19 protein-coding genes are annotated in these 25,425 nt (G+C 70.2%); 7 read left to right on the top strand and 12 right to left on the bottom strand.

Translation table 11 applies throughout. The features are described from left to right. Positions 1-147: 147 nt before the first annotated feature. From glgX to RC1_RS01070, 4 genes are all read right to left on the bottom strand, one after another. Positions 148-2,352, bottom strand: a complete 2,205-nt coding sequence (gene glgX / locus RC1_RS01055; protein WP_012565470.1) for a glycogen debranching protein GlgX — start codon at positions 2,350-2,352, stop codon at positions 148-150. 91 nt (positions 2,353-2,443) lie between these two features. Further along, the gene (locus tag RC1_RS01060; protein WP_012565471.1) at positions 2,444-3,565 is read right to left on the bottom strand and encodes a glycosyltransferase family 2 protein; all 1,122 of its coding nucleotides are present in this window, start codon (positions 3,563-3,565) and stop codon (positions 2,444-2,446) included. Then, the gene (locus RC1_RS01065) at positions 3,562-4,389 is read right to left on the bottom strand and encodes a lysophospholipid acyltransferase family protein (protein WP_234703815.1); all 828 of its coding nucleotides are present in this window, start codon (positions 4,387-4,389) and stop codon (positions 3,562-3,564) included. Before RC1_RS01065 ends, RC1_RS01060 begins: the two co-directional genes overlap by 4 nt. A gap of 336 nt (positions 4,390-4,725) precedes the next feature. Continuing rightward, positions 4,726-5,706, bottom strand: a complete 981-nt coding sequence (locus RC1_RS01070) for an NAD-dependent epimerase/dehydratase family protein (protein WP_041785048.1) — start codon at positions 5,704-5,706, stop codon at positions 4,726-4,728. Positions 5,707-6,474: 768 nt separating this feature from the next. Here RC1_RS01070 and RC1_RS01075 point away from each other — a divergent pair. Both RC1_RS01075 and RC1_RS01080 read left to right on the top strand, forming a co-directional pair. Beyond that, entirely contained in the window at positions 6,475-7,224 is a 750-nt protein-coding gene (locus tag RC1_RS01075) for an SAM-dependent methyltransferase (protein ID WP_012565474.1), read from the top strand. A 142-nt stretch (positions 7,225-7,366) separates the two neighbouring features. Further along, positions 7,367-8,341: a LysR family transcriptional regulator gene (locus RC1_RS01080; RefSeq protein WP_041785049.1), complete on the top strand. Its 975-nt coding sequence runs from the start codon at positions 7,367-7,369 to the stop codon at positions 8,339-8,341. On the opposite strand, the gene RC1_RS01085 is transcribed toward RC1_RS01080, so the two are convergent. The 4 genes from RC1_RS01085 to RC1_RS01100 form a co-directional block, all read right to left on the bottom strand. Continuing rightward, positions 8,271-10,004 carry a thiamine pyrophosphate-binding protein gene (locus RC1_RS01085; RefSeq protein ID WP_012565475.1) on the bottom strand — a complete coding sequence of 578 codons (1,734 nt, stop codon included), beginning with the start codon at positions 10,002-10,004 and terminating at the stop codon, positions 8,271-8,273. The genes RC1_RS01080 and RC1_RS01085 overlap by 71 nt on opposite strands. A 26-nt stretch (positions 10,005-10,030) precedes the next feature. Further along, positions 10,031-11,653: an FAD-binding dehydrogenase gene (locus tag RC1_RS01090; protein WP_012565476.1), complete on the bottom strand. Its 1,623-nt coding sequence runs from the start codon at positions 11,651-11,653 to the stop codon at positions 10,031-10,033. Between the two features lie 265 nt (positions 11,654-11,918). Next, complete coding sequence (locus RC1_RS01095; protein WP_041785050.1) at positions 11,919-12,692, bottom strand: APH(3') family aminoglycoside O-phosphotransferase; 774 nt, start codon at positions 12,690-12,692, stop codon at positions 11,919-11,921. Positions 12,693-12,754: 62 nt separating this feature from the next. Continuing rightward, positions 12,755-13,687 carry a LysR family transcriptional regulator gene (locus RC1_RS01100; RefSeq protein ID WP_012565478.1) on the bottom strand — a complete coding sequence of 311 codons (933 nt, stop codon included), beginning with the start codon at positions 13,685-13,687 and terminating at the stop codon, positions 12,755-12,757. A 171-nt stretch (positions 13,688-13,858) separates the two neighbouring features. Here RC1_RS01100 and RC1_RS01105 point away from each other — a divergent pair, with 171 nt between their 5' ends. From RC1_RS01105 to RC1_RS01120, 4 genes are all read left to right on the top strand, one after another. Then, complete coding sequence (locus RC1_RS01105) at positions 13,859-15,277, top strand: form I ribulose bisphosphate carboxylase large subunit (RefSeq protein WP_012565479.1); 1,419 nt, start codon at positions 13,859-13,861, stop codon at positions 15,275-15,277. A gap of 31 nt (positions 15,278-15,308) precedes the next feature. Then, positions 15,309-15,668: a ribulose bisphosphate carboxylase small subunit gene (locus tag RC1_RS01110; RefSeq protein ID WP_012565480.1), complete on the top strand. Its 360-nt coding sequence runs from the start codon at positions 15,309-15,311 to the stop codon at positions 15,666-15,668. 91 nt (positions 15,669-15,759) lie between these two features. Further along, entirely contained in the window at positions 15,760-16,569 is an 810-nt protein-coding gene (locus RC1_RS01115) for a CbbQ/NirQ/NorQ/GpvN family protein (RefSeq protein ID WP_012565481.1), read from the top strand. Between the two features lie 32 nt (positions 16,570-16,601). Continuing rightward, positions 16,602-18,932, top strand: a complete 2,331-nt coding sequence (locus tag RC1_RS01120) for a nitric oxide reductase activation protein NorD (protein WP_012565482.1) — start codon at positions 16,602-16,604, stop codon at positions 18,930-18,932. A 49-nt stretch (positions 18,933-18,981) separates the two neighbouring features. Here RC1_RS01120 and RC1_RS01125 read toward each other — a convergent pair whose 3' ends face one another. The 4 genes from RC1_RS01125 to RC1_RS01140 all read right to left on the bottom strand — a co-directional run bounded on the left by RC1_RS01125 (position 18,982) and on the right by RC1_RS01140 (position 24,136). Then, entirely contained in the window at positions 18,982-19,878 is an 897-nt protein-coding gene (locus RC1_RS01125; protein ID WP_012565483.1) for a polysaccharide pyruvyl transferase family protein, read from the bottom strand. Positions 19,879-20,135: 257 nt separating this feature from the next. Next, complete coding sequence (locus RC1_RS01130) at positions 20,136-20,339, bottom strand: hypothetical protein (RefSeq protein WP_012565485.1); 204 nt, start codon at positions 20,337-20,339, stop codon at positions 20,136-20,138. A 100-nt stretch (positions 20,340-20,439) separates the two neighbouring features. Next, the gene (locus tag RC1_RS01135; RefSeq protein WP_012565486.1) at positions 20,440-22,038 is read right to left on the bottom strand and encodes an alkaline phosphatase D family protein; all 1,599 of its coding nucleotides are present in this window, start codon (positions 22,036-22,038) and stop codon (positions 20,440-20,442) included. 34 nt (positions 22,039-22,072) lie between these two features. Beyond that, positions 22,073-24,136: a PhoX family protein gene (locus RC1_RS01140; RefSeq protein ID WP_012565487.1), complete on the bottom strand. Its 2,064-nt coding sequence runs from the start codon at positions 24,134-24,136 to the stop codon at positions 22,073-22,075. 285 nt (positions 24,137-24,421) lie between these two features. Here RC1_RS01140 and RC1_RS01145 point away from each other — a divergent pair, with 285 nt between their 5' ends. Next, a complete protein-coding gene (locus RC1_RS01145; protein WP_012565488.1) occupies positions 24,422-25,423 on the top strand; it encodes a BMP family lipoprotein in 1,002 nt (333 codons plus the stop codon). Positions 25,424-25,425: the final 2 nt, after the last annotated feature.

Below are 25,425 nucleotides of genomic sequence, written 5' to 3' on the forward strand. Positions count from 1 at the left end.
TCTGGACTCTCCGGTGAAGGGGACGGTGGCGGCAGTCAGTGTCCTGTGCGCCGACCCGCCCCAAGATCATCACCGGGGTGCTTAACGACTTCTGAAGATCGGGCCGCGACGACCGGGTTCCGTCGGCGTACTCCGAACGTCCCGCCTTCACTCGGACGCAGGCGATACGCGGTGCCCGCGGGGGCGCACCAGTTCGAACAGCAGCAGCGCGCGCCCGGGCACCCCGAACACCTCGCCGGGACCGAGGCTCTCGCCGTTCTCCAGATCGGGCCGCGCCGTGTCCACCAGCGTCGCCCAGGCCCGCCCGCCGGCGACCTCCGGCAGGGTGAAGGGCACTTCCTCGTGGTGCGCGTTGAAGACCAGCAGAAGGGTCGCGTCGTTGCCCGTGCGCGGGATGCCGGTTGGCTGGGCCCGGCCGTCCATCAGCATGCCCAGGCAGCGGGCATGGGGGTCCTGCCAGTGCTCGGGCGTCATCTCCTCCCCCGAGGGCGTCAGCCAGGTCACGTCCTTGACGCCCAGGTCCCCGTTGTAGGCGCCGGTCAGGAAGCGACCACGGCGCAGCAGCGGGTGCATCTGGCGGATGCGGATCAGGCGCCGGACGAACCGGGCCAGGTCCTGCCCGCGGTCGTCGATGCCCTGCCAGTCCAGCCAGCTTATCTCGTTGTCCTGGCAGTAGGCGTTGTTGTTGCCGCCCTGGCTGCGCCCGAACTCGTCGCCGGCCAGCAGCATCGGCGTGCCTTGGGAGAAGAACAGCGTCGCCAGCATGTTGCGCTTCTGACGCTCGCGCAGTTCCAGGATCGCCGGGTCGGCCGTCGCCCCTTCCGCGCCGTGATTCCAGGACAGGTTGTGGGAGTGGCCGTCGCGGTTCTCCTCCCCGTTCGCCATGTTGTGCTTGTCGTTGTAGGAGACCAGGTCGTTCAGGGTGAAGCCGTCATGGGCGGTGACGAAGTTGACGCTGGACCACGGCTTGCGGCCGCGCCGGTTGAACACGTCGCCCGAGGCCGTGACCCGCGCCGCAAGGTCGGGCAGCCGCCCCTCGTCGCCCTTCCAGTAAGCCCGCACCGTGTCGCGGAAGCGGTCGTTCCACTCCGCCCAGCCGGGCGGGAAGCCGCCGACCTGATAGCCCCCCGGCCCGATGTCCCAGGGCTCTGCGATCAGCTTGACGCGGGACAGCACCGGGTCCTGCCGGCAACTGTCCAGGAATCCGCCACCCTCGTCGAAGCCGTAGGGCTCGCGCGCCAGGATCGTGGCGAGGTCGAAGCGGAACCCGTCCACATGCATCTCGGTGACCCAGTAGCGCAAGGAGTCCGTCACCATCTGGAGCACGCGCGGATGGCTCAGGTTCAGCGTGTTCCCGGTGCCCGTGTCGTTGATGTAGTAGCGCGGCTGGTCGGGCAGCAGCCGGTAGTAGCTGGCGTTGTCGATGCCCTTGAAGGACAGCGTCGGGCCCATCTCGTTGCCCTCCGCCGTGTGGTTGTAGACCACGTCCAGGATCACCTCGATCCCCGCATCGTGCAGGTGGGCGACCATCTCCTTGAACTCGCTGATGACCGGCCCGGCCAGATAGCGCGGATCGGGGGCGAAGAAGCCGATCGAGTTGTAGCCCCAGTAGTTCCGCAGGCCCTTCTCGATCAGATAACGGTCGTCCACGAAGGCATGGATCGGCAGCAGCTCGACCGAGGTGACCCCGAGACTGCGGATATAGTCGATCACCTCCTTCTGCATCATGCCGGCGAAGGTGCCGCGCAGGCTTTCGGGAACGGCCGGATGGCGCATCGTATGGCCGCGCACATGCGTCTCGTAGAACAGGGTGCTGGTCCACGGGATCGCCGGCGGCCGGTCCCGGCCCCAGGTGAAGGCCGGATCGACGACACGGCACTTCGGCATGGCGGGCGCGCTGTCGCGCCGGTCGAAGCCCAGGTCGCCCTGGCGGGAACCGACGCGGTAGCCGAACAGGGCGTCGGACCAGCGCAGGCTGCCGACATGGGCCTTGGCATAGGGGTCCAGCAGCAGCTTGTTCGGGTTGAAGCGGTGCCCCGCCAGCGGCTCGTAGGCGCCATGGACCCGGTAGGCATAGACGGTGCCGGGCCGCGCATCCGGCAGATAGCCGTGCCAGACCTCGTCGGTGTATTCCGGCAGCGCGATCCGTTCCAGCTCGCGTCGCCCCTCGGCGTCGAACAGGCACAGCTCCACCTTGGTGGCGTTGGCGGAGAAGAGGGCAAAATTCACGCCCAGCCCGTCCCAGGTGGCCCCGAGCGGGAAGGGTGATCCCTCCTCGATGCGCGATCCCGTTCGGAGATGGATGTCCCGGAACGGGGCGTGCTGTTCGGCGGTGCCGGGCTGATCGCGCATGGGAACCTCTGACTGTCCGTGTCCAGCTAGAACACGGAAGCCGACCTCCCGGCCCGGCCGTCCGCGACATTCCAGGACAGATCGGGCCCGCTCAGACGGCGGAGTAGCTCCGGCCACGCCATTCCGCCGGGCGCCCACGCCGCAACAGGGCGCCCCACTGGATCGCCAGCAGCACCCCGGCGCCCACGGGATGCAACAGCACCCCGGTCCAGCTCTGGCGGAAGCGCCACGCCAGCAGCGCCCGCCACGCCAGATTGGCAGCGATGCCGCCCAGGCCCAGAAGCGCCACCGTCCCGGCTCCGGCGACCCAGCCGCCCGGAGCCAGCAGCCAGGGCAGGATATGGCCACCGCCGATCAGTACGGTCCAGACCGGCAGCGCCACGGGCGTCGCCATGCCTTCCGTCGCGTTCTTGGAGAAACCCGGCCAGACCTCCTTCCAGCCCCGGTACATGCGGCAGGTGGCAAGGTCCGTGGCGTCGAACAGGTCGGTGCCGAAGCCGGCACGGCGGAAGGCCCGCGGCAGCTTCACCCCGTCATGCAGACTGGCACGGATGGCAGCGTGCCCATCTGCTGCCATATAGGCCTGCCTGCGTGCCAGCATCAACTGACCGCAGCCGGTGCCGAAGCCCACGGCGGTGGGCAGCAGGCGCATGAAGGCCATCGGCAGGTAGCCCAGCAGCAGGACATGGATCCAGGGGATCACCAGATGCTCGGGCAGGCTGCCCGTAAGCTCGCGCGGGAAGCCGCTCGTCAGGGCGACGTCGCGGGTTCCCAGAGCAGCCGCGATGCGGCCGACGGCCCCGGGCGACAGCCGCACATCGGCATCCAGGAACAGCAGGAGGTCGAAACGCGCCCGGTCCGCCAGCACCCGGCAGGCATGCTGCTTGCCCGACCACCCCGCCGGCAGCGGCGGCGCCATCTCCAGCCGGACACGGGGGTCGGCGGCTGCCAGGTCCCTGACGATGGCCGCCGTTCCGTCCGTCGAATGGTCGTCGAGCACGACGACCTCAAGCTCGATGTCGCGGGAGGCCAGCACGCTGCGCACGGCATCGCCGATGTTGGCCTCCTCGTTGCGGGCCGGGATCAGCACGGACACGCCGGAGACCGGAGCGGACCGGGCCGCCGGCGGCGCGCGGAACAGCACAAGGTTCCAGAGCCCCAGCAGCAGCGGCAGCAGCGCCAGCCCCAGGGCGCACCAGGCAATCAGGATCAAGATGTCGGTTCCTTCCGTCCGGCCGTCCCTGCTGCGGCGCTCCCGTGGGCAGGATCGAAACGCTCTCCACGGACCCAGGCCTTGCAACGGCGCCACAGGTCGTAGACACCGCCCACACCAGTCCGCCCCCGCAGCAGCGTGGCGAAGCGGTCAGGGTCCCGGCTCCGGGCCGCGAGGGCCAGATCGTCCATGGCGGCCTCCAGCCGGTCCTCCAGCATCTCCTGCAAGCGCGCCGGCGTCAGGCCGCTGCCCGGCTCCGTCAGCAGCGGTGTGCCGAACCGGGCCAGCGCCTCGGGCGTCCGCTCCTCCCAGAACGGGTATTCCAGCGCCAATGGCAGCAGCGTCACCCGCTCCAGCCGGCAGGCGAGATGGGCGATTCCACCGCGCAGCCGCACCGGCCGCGCGCGGGGATCGGTGAACCGGCCTTCCGCCGTAACCCACAGCATGGCGTCGGGCCGGGACAGCAAGGACTGTCCGACCTTCATGAAGGCGACGGCGCCGGCAGCCGTGTCGGGTTCGACGGGGAACAGGCCGATGCGGGCCATGAAGCGGTAACGGACCAGGGCCGCCGCATCCATCGGGCCGAAACTGCGCCGTTCGGGAAAGGCCCGCGATGCCAGCAGGATCAGGAAAGCCGGGTCCCACCAGGAGGGATGGTTGCAGTAGACGATCACCGGCCGGTCGGCCGGCAGGGCGGGTACGCCGGGCCGCATCAGGCGCACGGCATGGAAGCCGGACGCCATGTGCCGGGCCATCACGCGGCTGAAGAAACGGACCAGCAGCGGCGAGCGCAGCGCATCCGGATCGGGCAGATCAGTCGGCAAGCGCAGCCCCCCGTCCATCCAGCGGGCAGGCCCGGCCGGTCAGCCCTCCCGGGGAGGGGCATGGCAAAGGGCATGGTATGGGGGAGAGAATTGTCCACATAGGCGGGTCCGCAGGCACCGAGGCTCCGATGCCGGACGTTTCGGCCCTGCCGTCAATGATCCCGCGGGCCGCGGCCCCGGACATCGACGCCTTGGCCTGCCACGGACATCGGCGATGAAAATGGGTGACAGCGCCCGAAAGGCAACGGGCGACCGTCCAGGCTCACGGCTTCCAGGGGTGCCCGGACGGTCACGCTGTCGGCACGCCCGCTCAGGCGCAGAAAGAAAGGTGGAGGATCAGACCCGGTAGTAGGCCCGATACCAGTCCACGAAGCGCCCGATGCCGGCCTCAATCGGCGTGCTGGGCTCGAAACCCAGCACGCGCCGGCTTTCCTCGATGTCCGCATGAGTCGAAAGCACGTCGCCCGGCTGCATCGGTGCGAGGTGCCGCCGCGCCTTCAGACCCAGCGCATCCTCCAGCACGGCGACGAAGCGCTCCAGTTCCACGGGCGTGTTGTTGCCCAGGTTGAACACCCGGTGCGGCACGGCCCCCTCTACCACCGGCGGCGGGCGGTCGAGGGCGCGCACCACGCCGGCGATGATATCGTCGATGTAGGTGAAGTCGCGCTGAAGCCTGCCATGGTTGAACAGCTCGATCGGCTCCCCCGCCAGGATGGCGCGGGTGAACAGGAACAGCGCCATGTCCGGACGTCCCCAGGGGCCGTAGACCGTGAAGAAGCGCAGGCCTGTCTGTGGAATGCGGTGGATGTGGCTGTAGGAATGGCTGATCAGCTCATCGGCCCGCTTGGTCGCTCCGTAGAGCGAAGCCGGACGGTCCGCCCTGTCGTCGAGGGAAAAAGGATGCGCCTCGCTGAGTCCGTAGACCGAGGAGGAGGAAGCGTAGACGAGGTGACGCAACCCTTCGAACCGCCGTGCCGTCTCCAGCATGACGACATGGCCCATCAGGTTCGATTCGACATAGGCGAAAGGGTCGGTCAGCGAATAGCGCACGCCGGCCTGCGCTGCCAGATGGGCGATCGCGGCGGTGTCGGGGTGGGCCGCCGCCAGCGCCGCCATGCCGTCGCGGTCGGCGATGTTCAGATGCTGGAAGTGGAACCCCTCCCGCTGCCGGAGCAGGGCCAGCCGGTCCTGCTTCAGGGCGGTGGAGTAGTAGTCGTTGAGGTTGTCCACGCCGACGACAGTGTCGCCGCGGTCCAGCAGGGCCTGGGCCAGATGGAAACCGATGAACCCCGCGACGCCCGTGACAAGTACCTTCATGCCCATCCTCGCCTGCAAGGGTCGATGGCGGGTGATCACCGCCCCCGGACCCGCGTGGCCCGACCCGACCTAGTATCGTCCGCCCGCCGGCGCCGCAAGTGCGGTACCCGCGCGGAGAGCGACTGGACCGCCGCCGCCCCGGCGGGGCGCCTGTCCGCCACCATGACCAGGGGGAGGCCCTTTCCGGAAGGCATGGAACCATGCCCTTGCCTTCATGCCATGATGCCCTTATGCCATCATGCCAGCACTTGACATGCCGGGACGGCGAGCGGGCCCGTCCCATCCGGTCTGCTCTGGGCCCGACCAGAAGGGGGCGGCCCCCATTATCGACGGGCAGACACGCCCCCTCCGCGGGCAGCAGGATGGTAAGGACAGAAGGATGAACACACCAGCCGGCCCGGACAGGCTGAAGACCCGGATCGTGCTCGGCTCAGGAACAGGCCCGATGCACGGGATCATCTTCTGGCACGTGGGTCAGGCACGGGCCGCTGGTCACAAGGCAGCCGGTCGAGCAGCCTGCCGGCCGTGGCTGCCCATGACGACGGGATGGAAGCCGGACCGGAACCTTGATCGCCTTGAGGTCGCGCGCGCGGGCAGCCGCCAAGCGACTTGCAGAAGCTGTGCGTCGCCGGCTCCGCCCGCCCACGCTATCGCCTGTCAGGCGATGCGGTCGGATCAAGGACGTTGACGCCGTCCGCTCGGCCCGCCACTCTTCGGCCACCGGCCAATATCCGTAATACACAAACCCGCAACAGGAAATATTGAACAGTGGACATCCCTCGCATATTCAACATCACTGAAAGCGCCCACCGCATTCATAACCCGATCACCCCCGGAAAGCTCGCCATTCTCGGCGCGGCACTGCGTCTGGAAGCCGGGACCCGGGTTCTCGACCTCGGCAGCGGATCGGGGGAGATGCTCTGCACCTGGGCGCGCGATCACGGCATCACGGGCACCGGCATCGACATGAGCCGGTTGTTCACCGAGCAGGCGAAACGGCGCGCCGTGGAACTCGGCGTCGCCGACCGGGTCACCTTCATCCATGGCGATGCGGCCGGCCATGTCGCCGAGGAGAAGGTCGGTGTGGCGGCCTGTGTCGGTGCCACCTGGATCGCCGGCGGGGTCGCCGGCACCGTCGAGCTTCTGGCGCAGAGCCTGCGCGCCGGAGGGATCATCCTGATCGGTGAGCCTTACTGGCGACAGGTGCCGGCGACCGAGGAGATCGCCAAGGGGTGTCTCGCCACCGCCATCTCCGACTTCCTCACGCTGCCCGACCTTCTCGCGTCTTTCGGCCACCTCGGCTATGACGTCGTCGAAATGGTCCTGGCCGACCAGGACGGCTGGGACCGGTACGAGGCGGCGAAATGGCTCACCATGCGCCGGTGGCTTGAGACGAACCCCGACGACGGAATGGCGGAAGAAGTCCGGGCCCGACTGACCTCGGAACCCGTGCGCTACGCCGCTTACACGCGGGAGTTTCTGGGCTGGGGGGTGTTCGCACTGATGCCACGGTACTGATGCCACGGTGAGGTTCCCGGGGGGCTCGGACGCCGGAACGGCCCGGACGGAGCGCCGGCCGCACCCCTTGGAGAGCCTGGGAATCCCGGTTGAATCCAGGCGGCGGAGCCGGTAGCCATGGGGGAACGTCCGAGGCGCGCCGATGAACCTCCGCCAGCTTCAGCATTTCGCCGCCCTTGCGGAAACGGGCAGTGTGCGGCGGACCAGCGCCCGGCTCAACCTCTCGCAGCCCGCCCTGTCCAAGAGCCTCCGCGCGCTGGAGGAGGATCTCGGCGTCGTCCTGTTCGACCGCCTGCCGCGGGGGCTGCGCCTGACCCCCGTGGGTGCCTGGCTGCTGTCGCGCTCCGTGCCGCTGCTGTCCGAAGCCCGGCAGATCCGCAACGAGATCGAGCTGATCCGCCGGCAGGCCGGCAGCGAGGTCCGCATCGCCGCAGGGACCGTGCTCTGCGCGTCGCTGATCCCGCGCAGCCTCGCCCGCCTGCGCGAGGTGGCCCCCAGCATCCGCGGCATCGTCAGCGCAGGATACTGGGACGACCAGAAGACCATGCTGCTGAACGCGGAGATCGACTTCCTGGTGGCCGACGCCCGCGACCTGGAGGACATCGCGGAGTTCGAGCTGGCGCGGCTGCCGGTGGAGCCGATCTGCGCCTTCGCCCGGCCCGGCCATCCGCTGGCCGGGCGCCGGGGCCTGACACCCGCCGATCTGCGGGGCCATGACGCTGCCGGCCTGACGCGGCTGCCCAAGGGGCTGGAGCGGGTTCTGCGCGACCTGCCGGACCTGCCGGTGGGCGGCGGCTCCGCCGTCGGCAGCGATGATTTCGGCCTGCTGCGCACGGTGGCGGCCGGGTCCGACCTGCTGCTGTTCGCCCCGCCCGGCGCCGTCAGCGATCAGACGGGGCGGGGCGAACTGGTGCGCCTGGACCTTTCCCTGCCGGTGGAGGTGCAGACGCACTTCGCCATCGTCTGGCGGCGGGACCGCGGCCTCTCCCCCTCGGCGGAGCTGCTGAAGCGCACGATCCTGGAATGCGCCGCCCTGCCCCCGCCGGTCAGCCCGTCACCCGCCGCAGCAGCGCACGCCCCGCGAAGCGCACCCGCTGCGACAGCGGAAACCGTTTGAAGGTGGACTTGGCCGTGCCGGCGGTGAAGGCGGTGCGCTTGCTGTAGTCGATGGCGACATCGACGATCACCGGCCGGCCGGTCGCGGCCAGCCGGCGCGCCTCGGCGATGGCGTCGGCGATGCGGTCGCCGTTCTGCATCGCCACATGCGCCGCCCCGGTGGCGCGCGCCACCCCCTCCAGGTCGGCGCCGGCCAGCACGGTGCAGGGCTTGCGGTTATAGGGGATCTCCTGCGCCTGGGCGATCTGCGACAGTTCCCCGTCGCTGAAGACGAAGTAGATGACGCCCAGGCCGCGCGCCGTCGCCGTCATGATCTCCATGCAGGTCATCAGGAAGCAGCCGTCGCCGACGATGGCGAACACCTCCTTCCCCGGCTGCGCCAGCTTGGCCCCGATGGCGGCCGGCACCGCGTAGCCCATGGCGTTGAAGTCGGTCGGCGTCAGCACCCGCCCGCCGCGGTGGATCGGGAACAGCTCCGCCGTCAGGAAGGTGTGGTTGCCGTCGTCCAGCACGGTGACGGCATCGTCGGGCATCTGCCGGCGCAGCTCGTCGAAGAAGCGCGCCGGGTTGACCCGGCCCTTGCTGTCATGGGCGTACCACTCCTCCCGCCAGGCCCGCCGGTCGCGCGCGAGGCGGTCTGCGAGCCCCGTGTCCGGCGCCGGTTTCCCGCGCGCCCGAAGCTCCTCCAGCAGGGCGGCCAGCACGGTCCGGGCGTCACCCACGATGCCGACCGCGGCCGGGTAGTTCGCCCCGATCACGTCGGCGCAGATGTCGACATGGACCAAACCCGCCGGCACCTCCGCGCTGAAGCTGCCGGTCGGGATCTCCCCGAAGCGGGTGCCCACGGCCAGCATGCCGTCGCAGCCCTCGAAGGCGTTGCGGGCCGCCGGCACGGCGGAGCCGCTGAAGCCGAAGCCGGCATGCAGCGGATGATCGGCCGGGAAGCTCGCCAGCCCCTGGAGCGTGGTACTGACCGGCGCCTGGAGGAACTCCGCGATGGCCGCCACCTCCGCCTGTGCCCCGCGCGCGCCCCAGCCGACGAACAGGCCCGGCCTGCGGGCCGCCAGCAGCAGGTCGGCGGCCCGGCGCACCGCCTCCGGATCGGGGGAAGCGGGCGGCGGCGGGGGCGTCCAGCGCGGCAACTCGCCGACCTCGCCGGGGAAGAGCTGGAGGTTGACCGGGATCTCCACCAGCACCGGGCCGGGCTGGCCGCCCGTGGCGATCCGGTACGCCTCATGGATCGTCGGCACCACGTCCTCGTGCCGCTCCACCCGGAACGCCGCCTTGGTCAGCGGCTCGATCAGGCGGAGCTGGTCGATCTCGTGGAGCTGGAAACGGCGGCCGGTGTCCGTCCGGATGCCGCCGGAGAAGATCAGCATCGGGATGCCGCCCAGGAAGGACTCGCCGATGCCGCTCGCGGCATGGGTGATGCCGGCGGCCGGCACGATGGCCAGCGCCCCGACCGTGTCGTCCGCGGCCCGGCTGACGGCATCGGCCATGAAGGCGCCGCCGCCCTCATGCGTCACCAGCACCGGCGTCACCGTCTCGCTGCTGTTCAGCTCGTCGTACAGTTCGGTGTTGTGGACGCCGGGAATGCCGAAGGTGAACCTGATCCCGAGCTGTTCCATGGCGTGGACCGCCAGCCAGGCCGCCGTCTTCTTCATCCGTGCTCCCTCCCCTTCGTCTTCGTTCAGGTCCGGCCGGCGATGGACCGGGCGGCGCGCCGGGCGCCGTAGATGCAGCCGCCCAGGAACGTGCCCTCCAGCGAGCGCAGGCCGTTCATGCCGCCCCCGCCGAAGCCGGCGGCCTCCCCCACCGCGTAGAGGCCGGGCACCGGCTGGTCGCCCGCATCCAGCACGCGGCTGTCCAGATCGGTGCGGATGCCGCCCAGGCTCTTGCGGCTGATGATGAACTCGCGGATGGCGATCAGGGGGCCGGCCGCGGGATCGAGGATCGGCTGGAAGGCGCAGGTGCGCATCCGGTCGCCGCGCCAGCGCCGCAGATGGGCGATGCGCCGGAGCTGCCGGTCGTTGTGCAGGGCGGGCCCGCGGGCGATCTCCGCGTCGTAGCGCTCCGCCGCCGCACGCACGGCGGCGAGGTCCACGGCGCCGTCGCCCTGGAGCGCGTTCATCTTCTCCACCAGTTCGGGCAGGGTCGCCGCGGTGACGGTGTCCGGGCTGTTCTCGATCACCTCGCGGACCAGCCAGCGGTTGCCCAACAGGGTGTCGCGCAGGAAGCCGGCCGCGCTGCGCTCCCGCAGCGACGGATTGAACTCCGCACCGGAGATGGCAAGCTCCTTCAAGGCGATGCGCTGGTTCAGAAGCTGCCAGGACCAGGCCCGCTCCTGCCCGCAGATGCGGGTGACCAGCTCACGCGTGTCGAAGCCGCCGACCAGGGGCGCCGGTCCGATCCGCTCGCCCCGCCAGTTCAGCCAGAGCGCCGATTTCGGCGGCACCAGCGACAGGCCGTGATCGGGCTTGCGCGGGCGCCAGTGGCGGATGCCGGCGGCATAGTTCCACATCCGGTCCAGACCGGAGACGACCCCGCCGACGGCCTCCACGGCATCGTGCAGGCGGCCGTCGGCGAAGCGGTGGGAGCCGTTCAGGATCGTCTCCGGCGGCCGGCCCCAGTCGGCGTGCCAGTGCCGGCGCACCCGCTCCAGGCAGCCGTTGATGCCGCCCGCGGCCACCACGACGCAGTCGGCCGTGGCGGTGAAGGGCCGCTCCGTCTCCCCCGTCATGACGCCGATGCAGCCGCTGACGCGGCCCGCCGCCTCCGTCAGCGCCTCGACCCGGTGATCGAAGCGCAGGGTCAGGGCGTCGCGCCGCGGATGCTCCCGCAGCAGGCCGGCCAGCCGCGTCGCCAGCCGGTGCCCGGTCCCCCAGGTGACGTGCCAGCGCGGGACCGAGTTGCCGTCGCCCTGCTCGCCCCGCTCGACCCAGAGCGGCACCGGCAGGAAGCCGATGTCCCGCGCCCTGAGCCAGCGGTAGATCTCCCCCTCGCTCTCGTGGACATAGGCTTCGGCCCAGCGCCGGGGCCAGCGTTCGGCCTCGGCTTCGCGGCCGAACGCCCCGAAGGAGAGCCAGTCGCGCAGCGCCAGGTCCGGGGTGTCGCGGATGCCGGTGCGGCGCTGCTCGGGCGTTCCCACCAGCAGGATGCCGCCGAAGCTCTCCTTCGCCTGCCCGCCGAAGGCGTCTTTCCTGTCGCGGTCCAGCAGGGTGACGCTGCGCCCCGCCGACAGCAGTTCCAGGGCCGTGACGATGCCGGCCAGACCACCCCCGATCACCAGAACATCGCTACGATACTGCTGCATCCGCCGCTTTCCGACCTGTCCGCCGAAAGGAGGGTCGGCCCGGATCATGCCGCAGTGCGAAAAGAACTTCCGCACGACGGCAGGCGGGGCCGGCACCTTTCCAGAGGACTATCGGCAGCGGCAACGCAGACTGTCCAATGACTTATCTTCCCTGACCGATAGCCGGTGGTTATCGATCGGGGGCGGCTGGCCCCGGCAGGCTCCCTGAAGGTCGGGCCGAAGATACCAACGCGGAGGTCGTGCCCCCCGGAGCGGCGCAAGCCGGTCAGAAGAATTCGTCGAGCAGGCAGTAGCAGTCCAGGCGGTCGGGATCGGCCGGACGACCATAGTGCGCCAGGAAGGGGGCGATCCAGGCCTCGCCCCAGCAGTCCGCGATGCTGCGGCAGGCCAGGGCAAGGTCCTGGTGGCGGTCGGCCACCCCCAGCCGGCCGCAGTCGATGAAGCCGGCGAAGCGCCCGCCATCAGTCATGAGATTGTCCGGGCAGGCGTCGCCATGCGTCACGACCAGATCCTCCCGCGCGGGACGCCGTGCCCGCAGCTCTGCCAGGAGATCGGCCGCGCTCCGGCCCTGCCGCACCTCGTCGAAATCCTCCTCGTCCACCAGACCGGCGGCGACCCGCGCCGCGGCCAGCGCGATCTGCCCGTCGATCCGCTGGTCGAAGGGGCAGGCGGCGATGTCCAGCGCGTGCAGGGTGCGGAGGGCTCCGGCATAAAGGGCAACGCGGCGCCCGGTGTCGAGGTCCGGCGCTTCCTCCAGGACATGGCCCGGCAGGGCCGACATCAGAAGCCAGTGCCGCCCCGCCTCTTCCGTGGCCTGCAGCACCGCCGGACAGGGAATGCCCTGCCCGGCCAGCCAGCGCAGCCGGGCGATCTCTCCCGGCAACTCCGCAAGAGGCTCCGCGGGTTCCGTCTTGACGTACAGGACCGGTCGTCCGGGCGCGTCCAGCCGGAACACCGCCGCGTCGGAGCAACCGCCGGAGGGCCGGGTCCAGGCGTAGCCTTCCAGCCGCTCCCGCCAGCCGGCCGGCGGCTCCGGCATCCCGCCCGCTCCAGGGTTCCCGTAATTTCCGGCCTGCATGTCGCCTCCGCTCCGTCCGTTCTTCAGGCCGGCAGCGGATGCAGCGCGGCCGGAATGGTGCCCGACGGCGCTTCCGCCGTCTCCTTCAGGAACTGGAGGAAGCTCCGCGCCGCGCGGGACAGCGTCTTGCCCTGGAGATGGACGGCATTCCAGCGGCGGCACAGCGGGAAGCCGGCGATGTCCAGGATCACCAGCCGGTGCGCCGCCAGTTCCAGTTCGATGCTGTGCATCGGCAGCACCGACAGGCCCAGCCCCGCCATCACCGCCTGCTTGATCGCCTCGGTGCTGCCCAGTTCCATGTAGGGCTCGATGGTCAGGCCCTGCCCCGCCAGTTCCCGCTCGAAGGAGGTGCGCGTGCCGGACCCCGGTTCGCGCATCAGCCAGCGCTCCCCGGCCAGGTCCGGCAGGGCGAGACCCGCCTGGTCCGCGCCGGGATGGTGCGGGTGCGCGACCACGACAAGCCGGTTCTCGATGATCGGGTGCGCGACCAGGGGCAGGTCGTCGGGCACCTGCCCCATGATGACGAAATCGTCCAGGTTCTCGCCCAGCCGCTGGATCAGCCGCGCCCGGTTCGTGACGACCAGCCGCGGCACCACCGCCGGATGGTCCGCCACGAAGCGGCCCAGCAGATGCGGCGTGAAATACTTGGCCGTCGTCGCCACGGCCAGCCGCAGCGGACCGCGCAGCGTGTCGGCCAGTTCGTCCAGTTCGTCGTCCAGCGACCTCAGCCGTGTCAGGACGTCGCAGGCGGTGGCGTACATCGCCTCCCCCGCCGGGGTCAGGAAGAAGCGCTTGCCCAGATGCTCGATCAGGGGCGTCCCGGCATTCTCCTCCAGCCGGCGGATCTGGATGGAGACCGCCGGCTGGGTCAGGTGCAGTTCTTCCGCGGCACGGGTGAAGCTCCGGTGCCTCGCCACCGCCTCGAACAGGCGGAGCTGCTGAAGGGTCAGGTGCATGACAGGGGTCCCACCATCCGGCCGTCGATAAACGGAAGTAAATACTGACGATTAGATATATTAGTTTTTATCTATATTCGCGCTCCTCTAGGGTCAAGGCGCAACAACGCCGCTGCCCCGGCCGCCATCCGCGGAGGGCGGCGGCGTGTACCGGGACAAGAGGAGCACAGGATGGGCAAGACCTATCAGGCAGGCGTCAAAGAGTACCGTGAGACCTACTGGGACCCGAACTACACGCCGAAGGACAGCGACATCCTGGCCTGCTTCAAGGTGGTCCCGCAGCCGGGGGTCCCGCGCGAAGAAGCCGCAGCGGCCGTCTGCGCCGAATCCTCCACCGCGACCTGGACCACGGTCTGGACCGACCTGCTGACCGACCTCGACTACTACAAGGGCCGGGCCTACGCGATCGAGGACGTGCCGGGCGATGACGAGGCGTTCTACGCCTTCGTGGCCTACCCGATGGGCCTGTTCGAGGAGGGCTCCATCGTCAACGTCTTCACCTCGCTGGTCGGCAACGTCTTCGGCTTCAAGGCGGTGCGCTCCCTGCGGCTGGAGGATGTGCGCTTCCCGCTCTGGTTCGTCACCACCTGCGACGGCCCGCCCCACGGCATCCAGGTCGAGCGCGACAAGCTGGACAAGTACGGCCGCCCGCTGCTGGGCTGCACGATCAAGCCGAAGCTCGGGCTGTCGGCGAAGAACTACGGCCGGGCGGTCTATGAGTGCCTGCGCGGCGGCCTGGACTTCACCAAGGACGACGAGAACGTCAACTCCCAGCCCTTCATGCGCTGGCGCGACCGCTTCCTGTTCTGCCAGGAGGCGATCGAGAAGGCCGAGGCGGAGACCGGCGAGCGCAAGGGCCACTACCTGAACGTCACAGCGCCCAACATGGAGGAGATCTACCGCCGGGCCGAGTACGCCAAGGAGATCGGCTCGCCGATCATCATGAGCGACTATCTGACGATCGGCTGGGCGGCCCATTCCAGCCTGTCGCGCTGGTGCCGCAACAACGGGATGCTGCTGCACGTCCACCGGGCGATGCACGGCGTCATCGACCGCAACCCGCGGCACGGCATCAACTTCCGGGTCCTGGCCAAGCTGCTGCGCCTGCTGGGCGGCGACCACCTGCATTCCGGCACCGTCGTCGGCAAGCTGGAAGGCGACCGCGAGGCGACGCTCGGCTGGGTGGACCTGATGCGCGAGCGCCATGTGAAGGAGGATCGCAGCCGCGGCCTCTTCTTCGACCAGGAATGGGGCCACATGGCGCCGGTCATGCCGGTCGCTTCGGGCGGCATCCATGTCTGGCACATGCCGGCCCTGCTCTCGATCTTCGGTGACGATGCCGTCTTCCAGTTCGGCGGCGGCACGCTGGGGCATCCCTGGGGCAACGCTGCCGGCGCCTGTGCCAACCGCGTGGCGCTGGAGGCCTGCGTCGAGGCGCGCAACCAGGGCCGCGACGTGGAGCGCGAGGGCAAGGACATCCTGACCGCCGCCGCCCGCCACAGCCCCGAACTGAAGATGGCGATGGAGACCTGGAAGGAGGTCCGCTTCGAGTTCGACGTGGTGGACAAGCTCGACGTCGTCCACCGCTGACCAAGCCCTTCCCGAACCGGAGACCCCGACCATGAGCGTGATGCAGGACTATCCTTCCCGTCTTTCCGATCCGGGCAGCCGCAAGCTCGGCACCTTCTCCTACCTGCCGCCGCTGGACGCGACGCAGATCCGCCGGCAGGTGGAGTACATCGTCGCCAAGGGCTGGAACCCGGCCCTGGAGCACACCGAGCCCGAGCATGCCGCCAGCCACTACTGGTACATGTGGAAGCTGCCGCTGTTCGGCGAGACGGACGTGGACCGCGTCCTGGCCGAGATCGAGGCGTGCCGGCAGGCCAATCCCGGCCACCACATCCGCCTGATCGGCTACGACAACATCAAGCAGAGCCAGGGCACCAGCATGGTCGTCCATCGGGCGCCCGTGGCGCGCTGATCCGGCGCGCTTCCGGTGTCCGCAGGGGCCGGCGGCCTCCCCCTTTCACCGCCGGCCCCGTTCCTGCCGCCCCTTCCCGAGGATGCCTCCCATGAGCGAGATCGACGCCGCGCAGTACCGGGTCGCGGCGATGCCCTACTACCGCCCGGTCGGCAACGAGACGGAGCTGTACGAGGCCGCCTACGCCGCCCGCATGCCGCTGATCCTGAAAGGCCCGACGGGCTGCGGGAAGTCCCGCTTCGTCGAACACATGGCCTGGCGGCTGGACCGGCCGCTGATCACCGTCGCCTGCAACGAGGACATGACGGCCGCCGACCTGGTCGGGCGCTTCCTGCTGGACCTGAACGGCACCCGCTGGCAGGACGGCCCGCTGACGGTGGCGGCCCGCATCGGCGCCATCTGCTACCTGGACGAGGTGGTGGAGACCCGTCAGGACACGCTGGTGGTCATCCACTCCCTGACCGACCACCGCCGCATGCTGCCCCTGGACAAGAAGGGCGAACTGGTCGCCGCCCATCCCGACTTCCAGATGGTGATCAGCTACAACCCCGGATACCAGAGCCTGAACAAGGAGCTGAAGCCGTCCACGCGGCAGCGCTTCGGGGCCATGGCCTTCGACTATCCCCTGCCGGAGATCGAGGCCGAGATCGTCGCGCACGAAAGCGGGGTCGCCCCTGCCCAGGCGGCGAAGCTGGTGCAGATGGCCCACCGCTCCCGCAACCTGAAGGGCCACGGGCTGGACGAGGGCATCTCGACCCGCCTGCTGATCTATGCCGGGCGCCTGATCGTGCAGGGCATCCCGCCCGCCGAAGCCTGCCGCATGGCGCTGGTCCGGCCCCTGACCGACGATCCCGACATGCAGGACACGCTCGACGCCGCCATCGACACCCTGTTCGGCTGACCGGCCGACCGCAGCCCGAGGATCGACGTTCCATGTCCACCGACCTTGAGGACATCCGGCGGGAGCTTGTCGCAGCCGCACCGGACCTGGCGGGTACGCTGGCTGTCCCCCTGCACGAGATGTCGCGCCTCGTCTCCCCGGCGGGCCGGCGCGACTACCTGGACGGTGCCCTGGCACTGGCCCGCCTGGGCCGGGGCAGCCGCCTGCCCGCGGCCTATCTGGCGGCGATGCCGCAGGTCGCCCGCGACTGCGGTGAGGATGCGGTGGCCGACTGCCGGCATGCCGCGATGAAGCTGGCTTCCATGACCTCGGGCGAGGTGCTGGAACTGGTCTTCGCCAGCCTGCCGACGGCCGCGGCACGGCTGGGCGACGCAGACCTGCTGGCCGCCTACATGCAGGTCCTGCACCGGCTGGCGGCGCGGGCGCCCCGCGGCCTGCGCCCCATGCTGGGGGTGCTGGACGAGCTGCTGAGCCGGCTTACGCTCTCCGGCCTGCGCCGGTGGGTGGAATTCGGGGCCGAGAGCCATCGCGGCGACGTGGCGGCGCAGGTCGCCTATTTCGGCCTCACATCGCCGGAAAGCCGGTCGGTGCTGCAACGGGAACGGCGCGGCACGCAGTTCGTGGACAGCCAGCGCCGGCTCGGCGCCTTTCTGCGCGCCCTCTGGGGCCGCGATTTCCGACTGCGGCCGGCGGCGTCCGACCAGCCGGGGTTCCGCCCCTTCGTCGATGCCGGCGCCCTGCACCTGCCCGACGCCGTGGACGCGGCCGGCGGGCTGGGCGGGCTGGACGTGCTGCGCGCCATGGCGGCGCACATGGCGGCCCATCTGCTCTACCGCCGCCGGCCGCTGCCGGTGGACGGTTCCGCCCCGGCCGCCCGTTTCCTGATCGGGCTGGTGGAGGACGCCCGGGTGGAGCGGGAGGCCCTGATCCGCTTCCCCGGCCTGCGCCGCCTCTGGGCGCCGTTGCTGGCCGCGAACCTGCCCCCCTTCCCCGGGCATCCCGGCATGGATCTGGTGGAAGCAGCGGCCCGCGCCCTGCTGGACCCCGCGCAGCGCACCGGCGATGCGGCGCTCGACGCCCTGGTGGACCGCTTCCATGCCGGAGCCGGCCTGCCGGGGGCGGAGGAGACGCTCGCAATCACCCTGGGCCACGACCTGCACGATCTTCTCTCGGCGCGCCGGCTGCTGCCCAGCCTGCGCATCCTGGAGAGCCACCGCCTTGCCTACCGCGACGACAACCACCTGCTCTGGACGGCGGAGGCGTTCGACGACTTCGGCGACCCGGCGGGCGACGGGGAAGCTCAGGGACAGGTCCGCCGCCGCGTCGGCCTGATGGAATTCATCAATGAGACCGACGTGGAGAATGCCGGGGAGGACGCGCAGGAGATCTGGGTCCTGGGCACCGAGCTGTTCCCCTACGAGGATGACGGCATCTCCTTCAACGAGCGGGAAGGCCGGCCGCCCGTCTCCGATCCCGTCCGCTACCCGGAATGGGACGACCGCGGGCAGCACTACCGGCCCGACTGGGTGACGCTGCGCGAGCACCGCCCGGCCCGGGGCGATCCCGCCACCATCGACGCGGTGCTGGAGCGGCACCGGGGCGTGACGGCGCAGGTTCGCCGGATCGTGGACCGTCTGCGCCCCCAGGGCGTGGAAAGGCGGCGACGTCTGGACGACGGCGACGAGCTGGACATCGGCCCCGCCGTGGACGCCATGGTGATGCTGCGCGCAGGGCTCCAGCCCGACAGCCGCATCACCCGCCGCTCCATCCTGCACCGGCGCGACCTCGCGGTGCTGGTCCTGCTCGACCTGTCTGCCTCGACCAACGATCCCGTGCGCGGCAGCGACACCACGATCCTGGAGCTGACGCGCGACGCCTGCACCCTGCTGGCAACGGCCGTATCCGGGATCGGCGATCCCTTCGCCATCCACGGCTTCGCCTCCGACGGGCGGCAGGATGTCCGCTACTACCGGATCAAGGACTTCGAGCAGCGGTTCGACGGCGACGCCCGGAGCCGGCTGGCCGGGCTGGAGGGCGGGCTCTCCACCCGCCTGGGCACGGCGCTACGCCACGCCGCCCACCATCTGGGCCGGCGCCCCGAGGCGCACCGACTGCTGCTGGTGGTTACCGACGGCGAGCCGGCCGACGTGGACGAGCGCGACCCGCAGCATCTGCGCCAGGACGCCCGCCGGGCGGTGGAGGAGCTGCGCGCCCAGGGCATCCGGCCCTTCTGCCTGACGCTGGACCCGCTGGCCGACCGCTATGTCGCCCGCATCTTCGGCATCAACGGTTACACGGTGATCGACCATGTCCGTCGCCTGCCGGAACGGCTGCCGGGCCTCTTCGCCGCCCTGACCCGCTAGCACCGCAGCCACAGGCCCGGCACCAGACCGTTCCCCCGGTCGCCCCCTTTCACTTCCTGGCGACCAGGGGGGAACGGTCCAGCCAGAGATCCACATAGGCGGAGACCTTGCCGTAGCTGTTGTCCAGGGCCGTCACCCGCCGCGACAGCAGCGCCGACAGGATCACCCCGTGCAGCCGGTCGGTCACTACATGGTCATGGCGGGCGAGCAGCCGCTCCGCCCGGCGCGCCAGCCGGCGGGCCAGCGGCTGCCAGAGCGGGGCGACGGGCAGATGGCGCCGCGCCGCGATCTGGAGCAGGCGGAAGCAGCGCCGCTCGACGGGGTGGATCAGATCGCCCCAGTCGCACACCGCGGCCGGTGCCGTGGCCTCTGGTCCCGCCGTGGCCGGCGCCTCCTGGTCACGGCGCAGGAGGTGCAGCCGTCCGCCACCGCCGCCGTCCGGCCGGTTCCGCCAGAGCAGGTGGGCCATGTCGGGCACCAGCACGACATCCTCGATCCCGGCCTCGGCCAAAGCCCGCGCGGATGTGCGGTCGCGCACGCAGACGGTCAGGCGCCGATGCCGCCGGAAGGGTTCCAGCAGGTGCCAGAGACTGCCGTCGCCGAAATGCACCGTCTGCGGCATGACGACGATGCGGTTGTCCGGAAACCGTTCCACGACCGCCCGCCGGAACTCCTGGTGCGCCGGATAGAGGTCCCCGAAGTTCCCGCCGCCATGCAGGCAGATCAGGTCTCCGGTTCCGATCCGGCGCGCGATCCGCGCGGGGGATGCGGCGCAGGTCGTGCGCAGCACCACCCGTTGCTGCTGCTCCGCCAGGAACCGTTCCGTTCCCAGATAGATCAGCAGGTCACCGACATTGCCGTGCAACGGCAGGTCCAGATAGGCGACGCGGCCGCCCGGCGGGAAGAGGCGCGCGAGGGTGCGGACCTGCGCCGCCAGCCGGGCCATGACCCGTGCGTGTGCGGCCGCCCCTTCAGGAAGCGGCGCGGCATGCGGACCGTCGAAGATCACGCCAGGGGCGGAAACGGCAGGCGCAGGAACAGCAGGGGCGGCGGCGCAGCGGCCCCGTCCGGCGGAAAGCGGCATCGGTCAGCTCCGGGAAGATCAACCCGACCGATGAACACCCCGCACGGCAAGAGGGCGCTGGCGCCGCGGTGACAAAGATGCGGCATCCCCTTCCGGTGACCGCGGCTGCGCTCCCTCCCTCAGGCCCGGCCGGGCAACGGGGCCGAACGTCCCGTCTGTCCCCGCATCCAGCCGTCGATCCAGGCGGCCGATGCTCCGGGTTCCTCCACGAAGGGATTGTCCAGCGCCGTCTCTCCCCGGCCGGCGGCTGCCAGTCCCATGGCCTGGGCCAGCAGGGCGAAGCCGGTCAGGGGAAGAACCGGGGTCCGACCGTCCATGAGCATCGCGCGCCCTCCCGAATGGTGAAGGGACCATATCGTTTCACCATCCGGGGCACCTTGACGTGGATCAACCGCCGGACCGGACACGCACCGTCGCAGCCGGTCAGGCCGCCTGCGGGCCGGGGCGCCTGGGATCGACCGTGAAGACGGCGCGGGTGGAGAGCGTTCCGCCGGGCGTGCTGACCTTGTCCAGAACCTTGACGTGCGCCGTCCAGGCCTTGGGCGTGACCTCGTGCAGGTGGTAGCCGCGCTGGTCGTTCAGCAGCTTGAGGTGCGGGTTGGCGGCCAGGATGCCGGCACCGTTGGCGCGGATCTCCCCGCCATCGGCGCCCGAGCTGATGGAGGTCGCCAGGAACTCCGTCGCCACGGTGGGCGAGTCGGGATCGCCGGCCCGCAGCTTGACGTCCCCGATCCAGTTCTGGTGCTCGTCGCCGGTGAGGACGACCGTGTTGCTGATCCGGCGGTCGTGCAGGAAGGACAGCAGCCGGGTCCGGGCCGCCCGGTAGGCGTCCCAGCTGTCCATGTTGCGGATGTCCTCCTCGCCGGGCTCGCGGTCCATGTCCATCAGCATCACCTGCTGGGCAAGCCCGGTCCAGCGGGCCTTGGAGGCGGCGAGCCCGTCATAGAGCCACTTCTCCTGCTCGGCCCCCAGCACGGAGGCGGTGTCCGCATCCATACCCGCGCACGGCGCCTTGAAGCCGTCGCCGCAGGGCTGGTCGGTGCGGAACTGCCGGGTGTCCAGCACATGCAGGTCCAGCAGCGATCCGAAGGAGAGGCGGCGGTAGATCTGCATCGCCGGTCCCAGCGGCCAGGCCGACCGCCGGAACGGCAGGTTTTCGTAATAGGCCTGCGCCGCCGCGATCCGGCGCAGCAGGAACACCTCCGGCGGGGTGCCGTCCTGATCGCGGTCGGCCACCCAGTTGTTGTCCACCTCATGGTCGTCCCAGGCCGGGATGAAGGCGGCCGAGGCGTGCGCCATCTGGAGGTTCGGGTCGAGCTTGTAGAGCGCATAGCGCCGCCGGTACTCGTCCAGCGAATAGAGTTCCCGGCCGTCGAAGGGACGCGGGGTCGGCAGCGTCCGTTCCTGGTGACGGTCGAAATAGAAGCTGCGGACGCCGCCTTCGTAGATGTAGTCGCCGTAGTGGTAGATGAAATCCAGATCGCTCTCGTCGGAGATGCAGCGCCAGGCGGTGTAGTGCCCGTGCTCGTAGGCCTGGCAGCCGCCGACGGCGAAGCGGAGCCTCTCCACCGGCGCACCGAGGGCGGGGGCCGTCCGCGCCCGGCCGACCATCGACCGCTCCGTTCCGGCGACGAAGCGATACCAGTAGGGCCGGCCCGGCTCCAGCCCGGCCACCTCCACATGCACCGCATGGCCCAGCTCCGGCCGGGCCACGGCCGTCCCTTTCTGCACGACGGTGCGGAAGCGGTCGTCGGCCGCGACCTGCCAGTCCACCTCCACCGGCTGGGCCGGCATGCCGTAGCCGGGCTCCAGCGGCTGCGGCGCCAGCCGGGTCCAGATCACGAAGCCGTCCGGTGCGGGGTCACCCGCCGCGACCCCGAGCTGGAACGGCGGCGCGACGAAGACCGGCTGCGCCAGGGACTGGCGGAGCGTCGGCGGCAGCGACAGGGCGGTGACGGCAGCAGCGCCGAAGGTCTTCAGCAACTGCCGCCGGCCGAGGCGGAAGGGATCGAGGATCGGCATCGGAGTTCCGGTGGAAATCAGCGGACGGGCGGCGTCAGGAACCGATCGGCCCCCCGCCGTCCTTGGTGATTACCACCACCGAGGGGCGCGGGGGCACTTTCTCGTCGAAATCCGGCCAGCGGGTGCCCGGATGCTCGAAGGTCGCCCGCTCGCCGGTGGCCACGACCTGCGACACGCCGTCCACGCCAGGATGCTGCACGGCCAGGAACAGCGCCGTGTCGTCGGGCGTGAAGAAGGGGCCGCACATCTCCGCCCCGATCGGGCAGCGGAAGAAGGCCTTGGCGGTGCCGCGCAGGGGACCTTCCGTCTCCACCGCCCAGAGCCCGTCCGCCGAACCGCTGGAGGTGGGCCAGGAATTGCCCTGGTCGGTGGCGACCCAGAGGCGGCCCTGGCCGTCCACCACGCAGTTGTCCGGACAGGCGAACCAGCCGTTCTCCGTGGTCGCGGGGTTGAAGGTCGCCTTCACCTTCGGGTCGGCCGGGTTGCCGGCCTGAAGCAGGATCGTCCAGCGGAAGGTCTCCGCCGTGTGGTCGTCCTCCGGCGCCGACATCTCGACGATGTGGCCCCAGAGATTGCCGACTCGGGGATTGGCCGCATCCACATGGGTGATGGACGGATGCTCTGGGCTGACCGGACGGCGGTCGCTGTTGTTGGTCAGCATCGCATAGACCTTCTGGGTCCTGTGATTGACCTCGATGTCCTCGGGCCGGTCCATGCGGGTGGCACCGACCAGGGTAGCGGCGTGGCGGGTGTTGATGGAGACGTCGGCCTGGGTCCGGAAGCCGTTCTCAGGAGTCAGCGGCCCCTGCCCCTGGACCAGCGGCAGCCAGGTCAGGGTGCCGTCGGCGTTGTAGCGGGCGGCATAGAGCGTGCCGTCCTCCAGCAGCGTCATGTTCTTCGCCCGATCGTTCGGATCGAAGCGGTTGCGGCTGACGAAGCGGTAGATGTGTTCGAACACCTGGTCGTCGCCCATGTAGACGACGACGCGGCCGTCCTTGTTGACGACGACGCCCGCCCCTTCATGCTTGGCGCGGCCCAGAGCCGTGTGCTTGCGCGGAGTCGAGGTGGGGTCGTAGGGATCGACCTCGACCACCCAGCCGAAGCGGTTGGCCTCGTTCGGTTCCTTGTTCACGTCGAAGCGCGGGTGGTGCAGGCCCCAGAGGTAGCGGCTGCCCGGCACCGTGTAGCGGTCGTAGTTGCGCTGCTCGGGGTGCGACTGGTCGATGGTCCCGATGAAGTAGCCGTCGAAGTTCTCTTCGCAGGTCAGGAAGGTGCCCCAGGGCGTGACGCCGCCGGCGCAGTTGTTCATCATGCCGATGACGCGGGTGCCGGTCGGATCGGCACTGGTGCGCATCCGCTCATGACCGGCGGCGGGGCCGGTGAACGCCATCTCGGTGGCGAGCGGGGAGAGGCGGCGGTTGTACGGGCTGCCCTTCACATAGGTCCAGTCGCCGTCGGCACCGCGCTTCAGTTCCACGATGCTGCCGCCGTGCGCGGCCATCTCGACCTCGGCGATCTCCCGGGTGATGAGCTGAGCGGCCCTGTCCTGCGGGATGCGGTCCATGCCGGCCGGGATCAGGCCGGGGAACATCACCTCGGTGTTGGTGTATTCGTGGTTCACCCAGAGCAGACCGTGGTCGCTCGACCGGCTGCCCAGCGGCAGGGGCAGGTAGCCCACGAAGTCGTTGTTGTAGCCGAACTGCCCGAGCTGCTTCTCCGCCGTCTGGGCATAGGGGTCGAACTCGGGCGCCCCCGGCAGCAGCGGATCGCCCCAGCGCAGCAGCACCTTGGCCTGATAGCCCTTGGCGACGTGGTGGGTCTCGTCGACTCCGCGCGCCAGCTCCTCGAAGGGGAACCGGCTCTCCGCATCGACGGACCGGGCCGCGTCCTGCGCCGCCGCCGTCCGCGACGCCGGCAGCAGCAGCGACAGCGGCAGTGCGGCCAGCGCCGTGCTGGCGAGCGCACCGCGCAGCAGCTCGCGCCGGCCGAACCGCCGCTGGAGCACCTCACCGAAGGTCGGCGTCGTGTCCGGGCTGGACGGGAGGTCCGCGCGGTCCTCGAACTCGTCCGCGGAAAGGTGCGTGAAGGGGGCGGTCATGGCAGGGAACTCCGGTGGGGCTGGGGCGTCCGGGCAGATATCGTGGGGCCGTCCGAAGGGACAACGGCGCCGGCCATCCCGCTGACCGGACAGGCGATTCCGCCGCACCCGGGGCTTATAGCGGCCTCATCTTACAATCGTATGACAGTGCCGCGGAACAGCGGCCCGATCCTTCCGGGACAGGCACGGTCGGCGGAACGCGCGCCCGACCTTGCCGAGGACGGGCGAAGCCGTTACGTTCCGTGGCTCCATCTCGGAATTGTTGTATCCTGCGGGTTCAGCCTGATGAAGACGCTGTTGCGCGCCGCCTTCGCGGCCGTCCTTGTGCTCTGTGCGGCGATGGCGGGGCCGGCCGCGGCCTTCGAACCGGCCATCGTGTTCGACATGGGCGGCCGCTTCGACAAGTCCTTCAACGAGGGCGCCAACGACGGTGCCGAGCGTTTCAAGGCCGAAACGGGCGTCAACTTCCGATTCTTCGAAGTGACGAACGAGGCGCAGCGGGAGCAGTTCCTGCGCCGGCTGGCCCAGCGCGGAACGGACATCGTCGTCGCGGTCGGATTCTCGATGGCGCCGGCGGTCGAGAAGATCGCCAAGGAATTCCCCAAGGCCCGCTTCACCCTGATCGACAACGTGGTCGATCTGCCGAACGTGCAGTCGATCATGTTCGCCGAGCACGAGGGCTCCTACCTCGTCGGCATGCTGGCCGCGATGGCGAGCAAGACCGGCACGGTCGGGTTCGTCGGCGGCATGGACATCCCCCTGATCCGGCGCTTCTCCTGCGGCTATGAGCAGGGGGTGAAGGCCGTCAATCCGCAGGCCACCCTGCTGGTGAACATGGCCGGTTCCACCCCCGCCGCGTGGTCGGACCCGACCCGCGGCAGCGAGCTGGCGAAGAGCCAGTTCGACCGCGGGGCCGACGTCGTCTTCGCCGCCGCCGGGCAGACCGGCATGGGCGTGCTCCAGGCGGCGGCGGATGCGGGCCGGCTCTCCATCGGCGTGGACAGCAACCAGAACCACCTGTTCCCCGGCAGTGTCCTGACCTCCATGGTCAAGCGGGTGGACGTGGCCGCCTACAACGCCTTCAAGACGGCACAGGACGGCACCTGGAAGCCGGGGCTGCAGTATCTGGGTCTGAAGGATGACGGCGTCATCTGGGCCTATGACGAGAACAACAAGGACCTCATCACGCCCGAGATGAAGGCGCGCGTCGACGCGGCGGCGCAGGAGATCAAGGCCGGCACCCGCACCGTCGCGAACTACAGCGACGCCGACGGCTGCAAGTACTGATC

The organism is Rhodospirillum centenum SW (assembly GCF_000016185.1).
Classification (GTDB): Bacteria; Pseudomonadota; Alphaproteobacteria; order Azospirillales; family Azospirillaceae; genus Rhodocista; species Rhodocista centena.

Bases quoted from the DNA above. Each gene is read 5' to 3' on its own strand.
- RC1_RS01110 (WP_012565480.1), top strand. From the start codon at position 15,309: ATGAGCGTGATGCAGGACTATCCTTCCCGTCTTTCCGATCCGGGCAGC.
- RC1_RS01135 (WP_012565486.1), bottom strand. From the start codon at position 22,038: ATGCCGATCCTCGATCCCTTCCGCCTCGGCCGGCGGCAGTTGCTGAAG.
- RC1_RS01145 (WP_012565488.1), top strand. From the start codon at position 24,422: ATGAAGACGCTGTTGCGCGCCGCCTTCGCGGCCGTCCTTGTGCTCTGT.
- RC1_RS01085 (WP_012565475.1), bottom strand. From the start codon at position 10,004: ATGAAGAAGACGGCGGCCTGGCTGGCGGTCCACGCCATGGAACAGCTC.
- RC1_RS01105 (WP_012565479.1), top strand. From the start codon at position 13,859: ATGGGCAAGACCTATCAGGCAGGCGTCAAAGAGTACCGTGAGACCTAC.
- RC1_RS01100 (WP_012565478.1), bottom strand. From the start codon at position 13,687: ATGCACCTGACCCTTCAGCAGCTCCGCCTGTTCGAGGCGGTGGCGAGG.
- RC1_RS01130 (WP_012565485.1), bottom strand. From the start codon at position 20,339: ATGCTCATGGACGGTCGGACCCCGGTTCTTCCCCTGACCGGCTTCGCC.
- RC1_RS01140 (WP_012565487.1), bottom strand. From the start codon at position 24,136: ATGACCGCCCCCTTCACGCACCTTTCCGCGGACGAGTTCGAGGACCGC.
- RC1_RS01120 (WP_012565482.1), top strand. From the start codon at position 16,602: ATGTCCACCGACCTTGAGGACATCCGGCGGGAGCTTGTCGCAGCCGCA.
- glgX (WP_012565470.1), bottom strand. From the start codon at position 2,352: ATGCGCGATCAGCCCGGCACCGCCGAACAGCACGCCCCGTTCCGGGAC.
- RC1_RS01080 (WP_041785049.1), top strand. From the start codon at position 7,367: ATGAACCTCCGCCAGCTTCAGCATTTCGCCGCCCTTGCGGAAACGGGC.
- RC1_RS01095 (WP_041785050.1), bottom strand. From the start codon at position 12,692: ATGCCGGAGCCGCCGGCCGGCTGGCGGGAGCGGCTGGAAGGCTACGCC.
- RC1_RS01070 (WP_041785048.1), bottom strand. From the start codon at position 5,706: ATGAAGGTACTTGTCACGGGCGTCGCGGGGTTCATCGGTTTCCATCTG.
- RC1_RS01115 (WP_012565481.1), top strand. From the start codon at position 15,760: ATGAGCGAGATCGACGCCGCGCAGTACCGGGTCGCGGCGATGCCCTAC.
- RC1_RS01125 (WP_012565483.1), bottom strand. From the start codon at position 19,878: ATGGCCCGGCTGGCGGCGCAGGTCCGCACCCTCGCGCGCCTCTTCCCG.
- RC1_RS01090 (WP_012565476.1), bottom strand. From the start codon at position 11,653: ATGCAGCAGTATCGTAGCGATGTTCTGGTGATCGGGGGTGGTCTGGCC.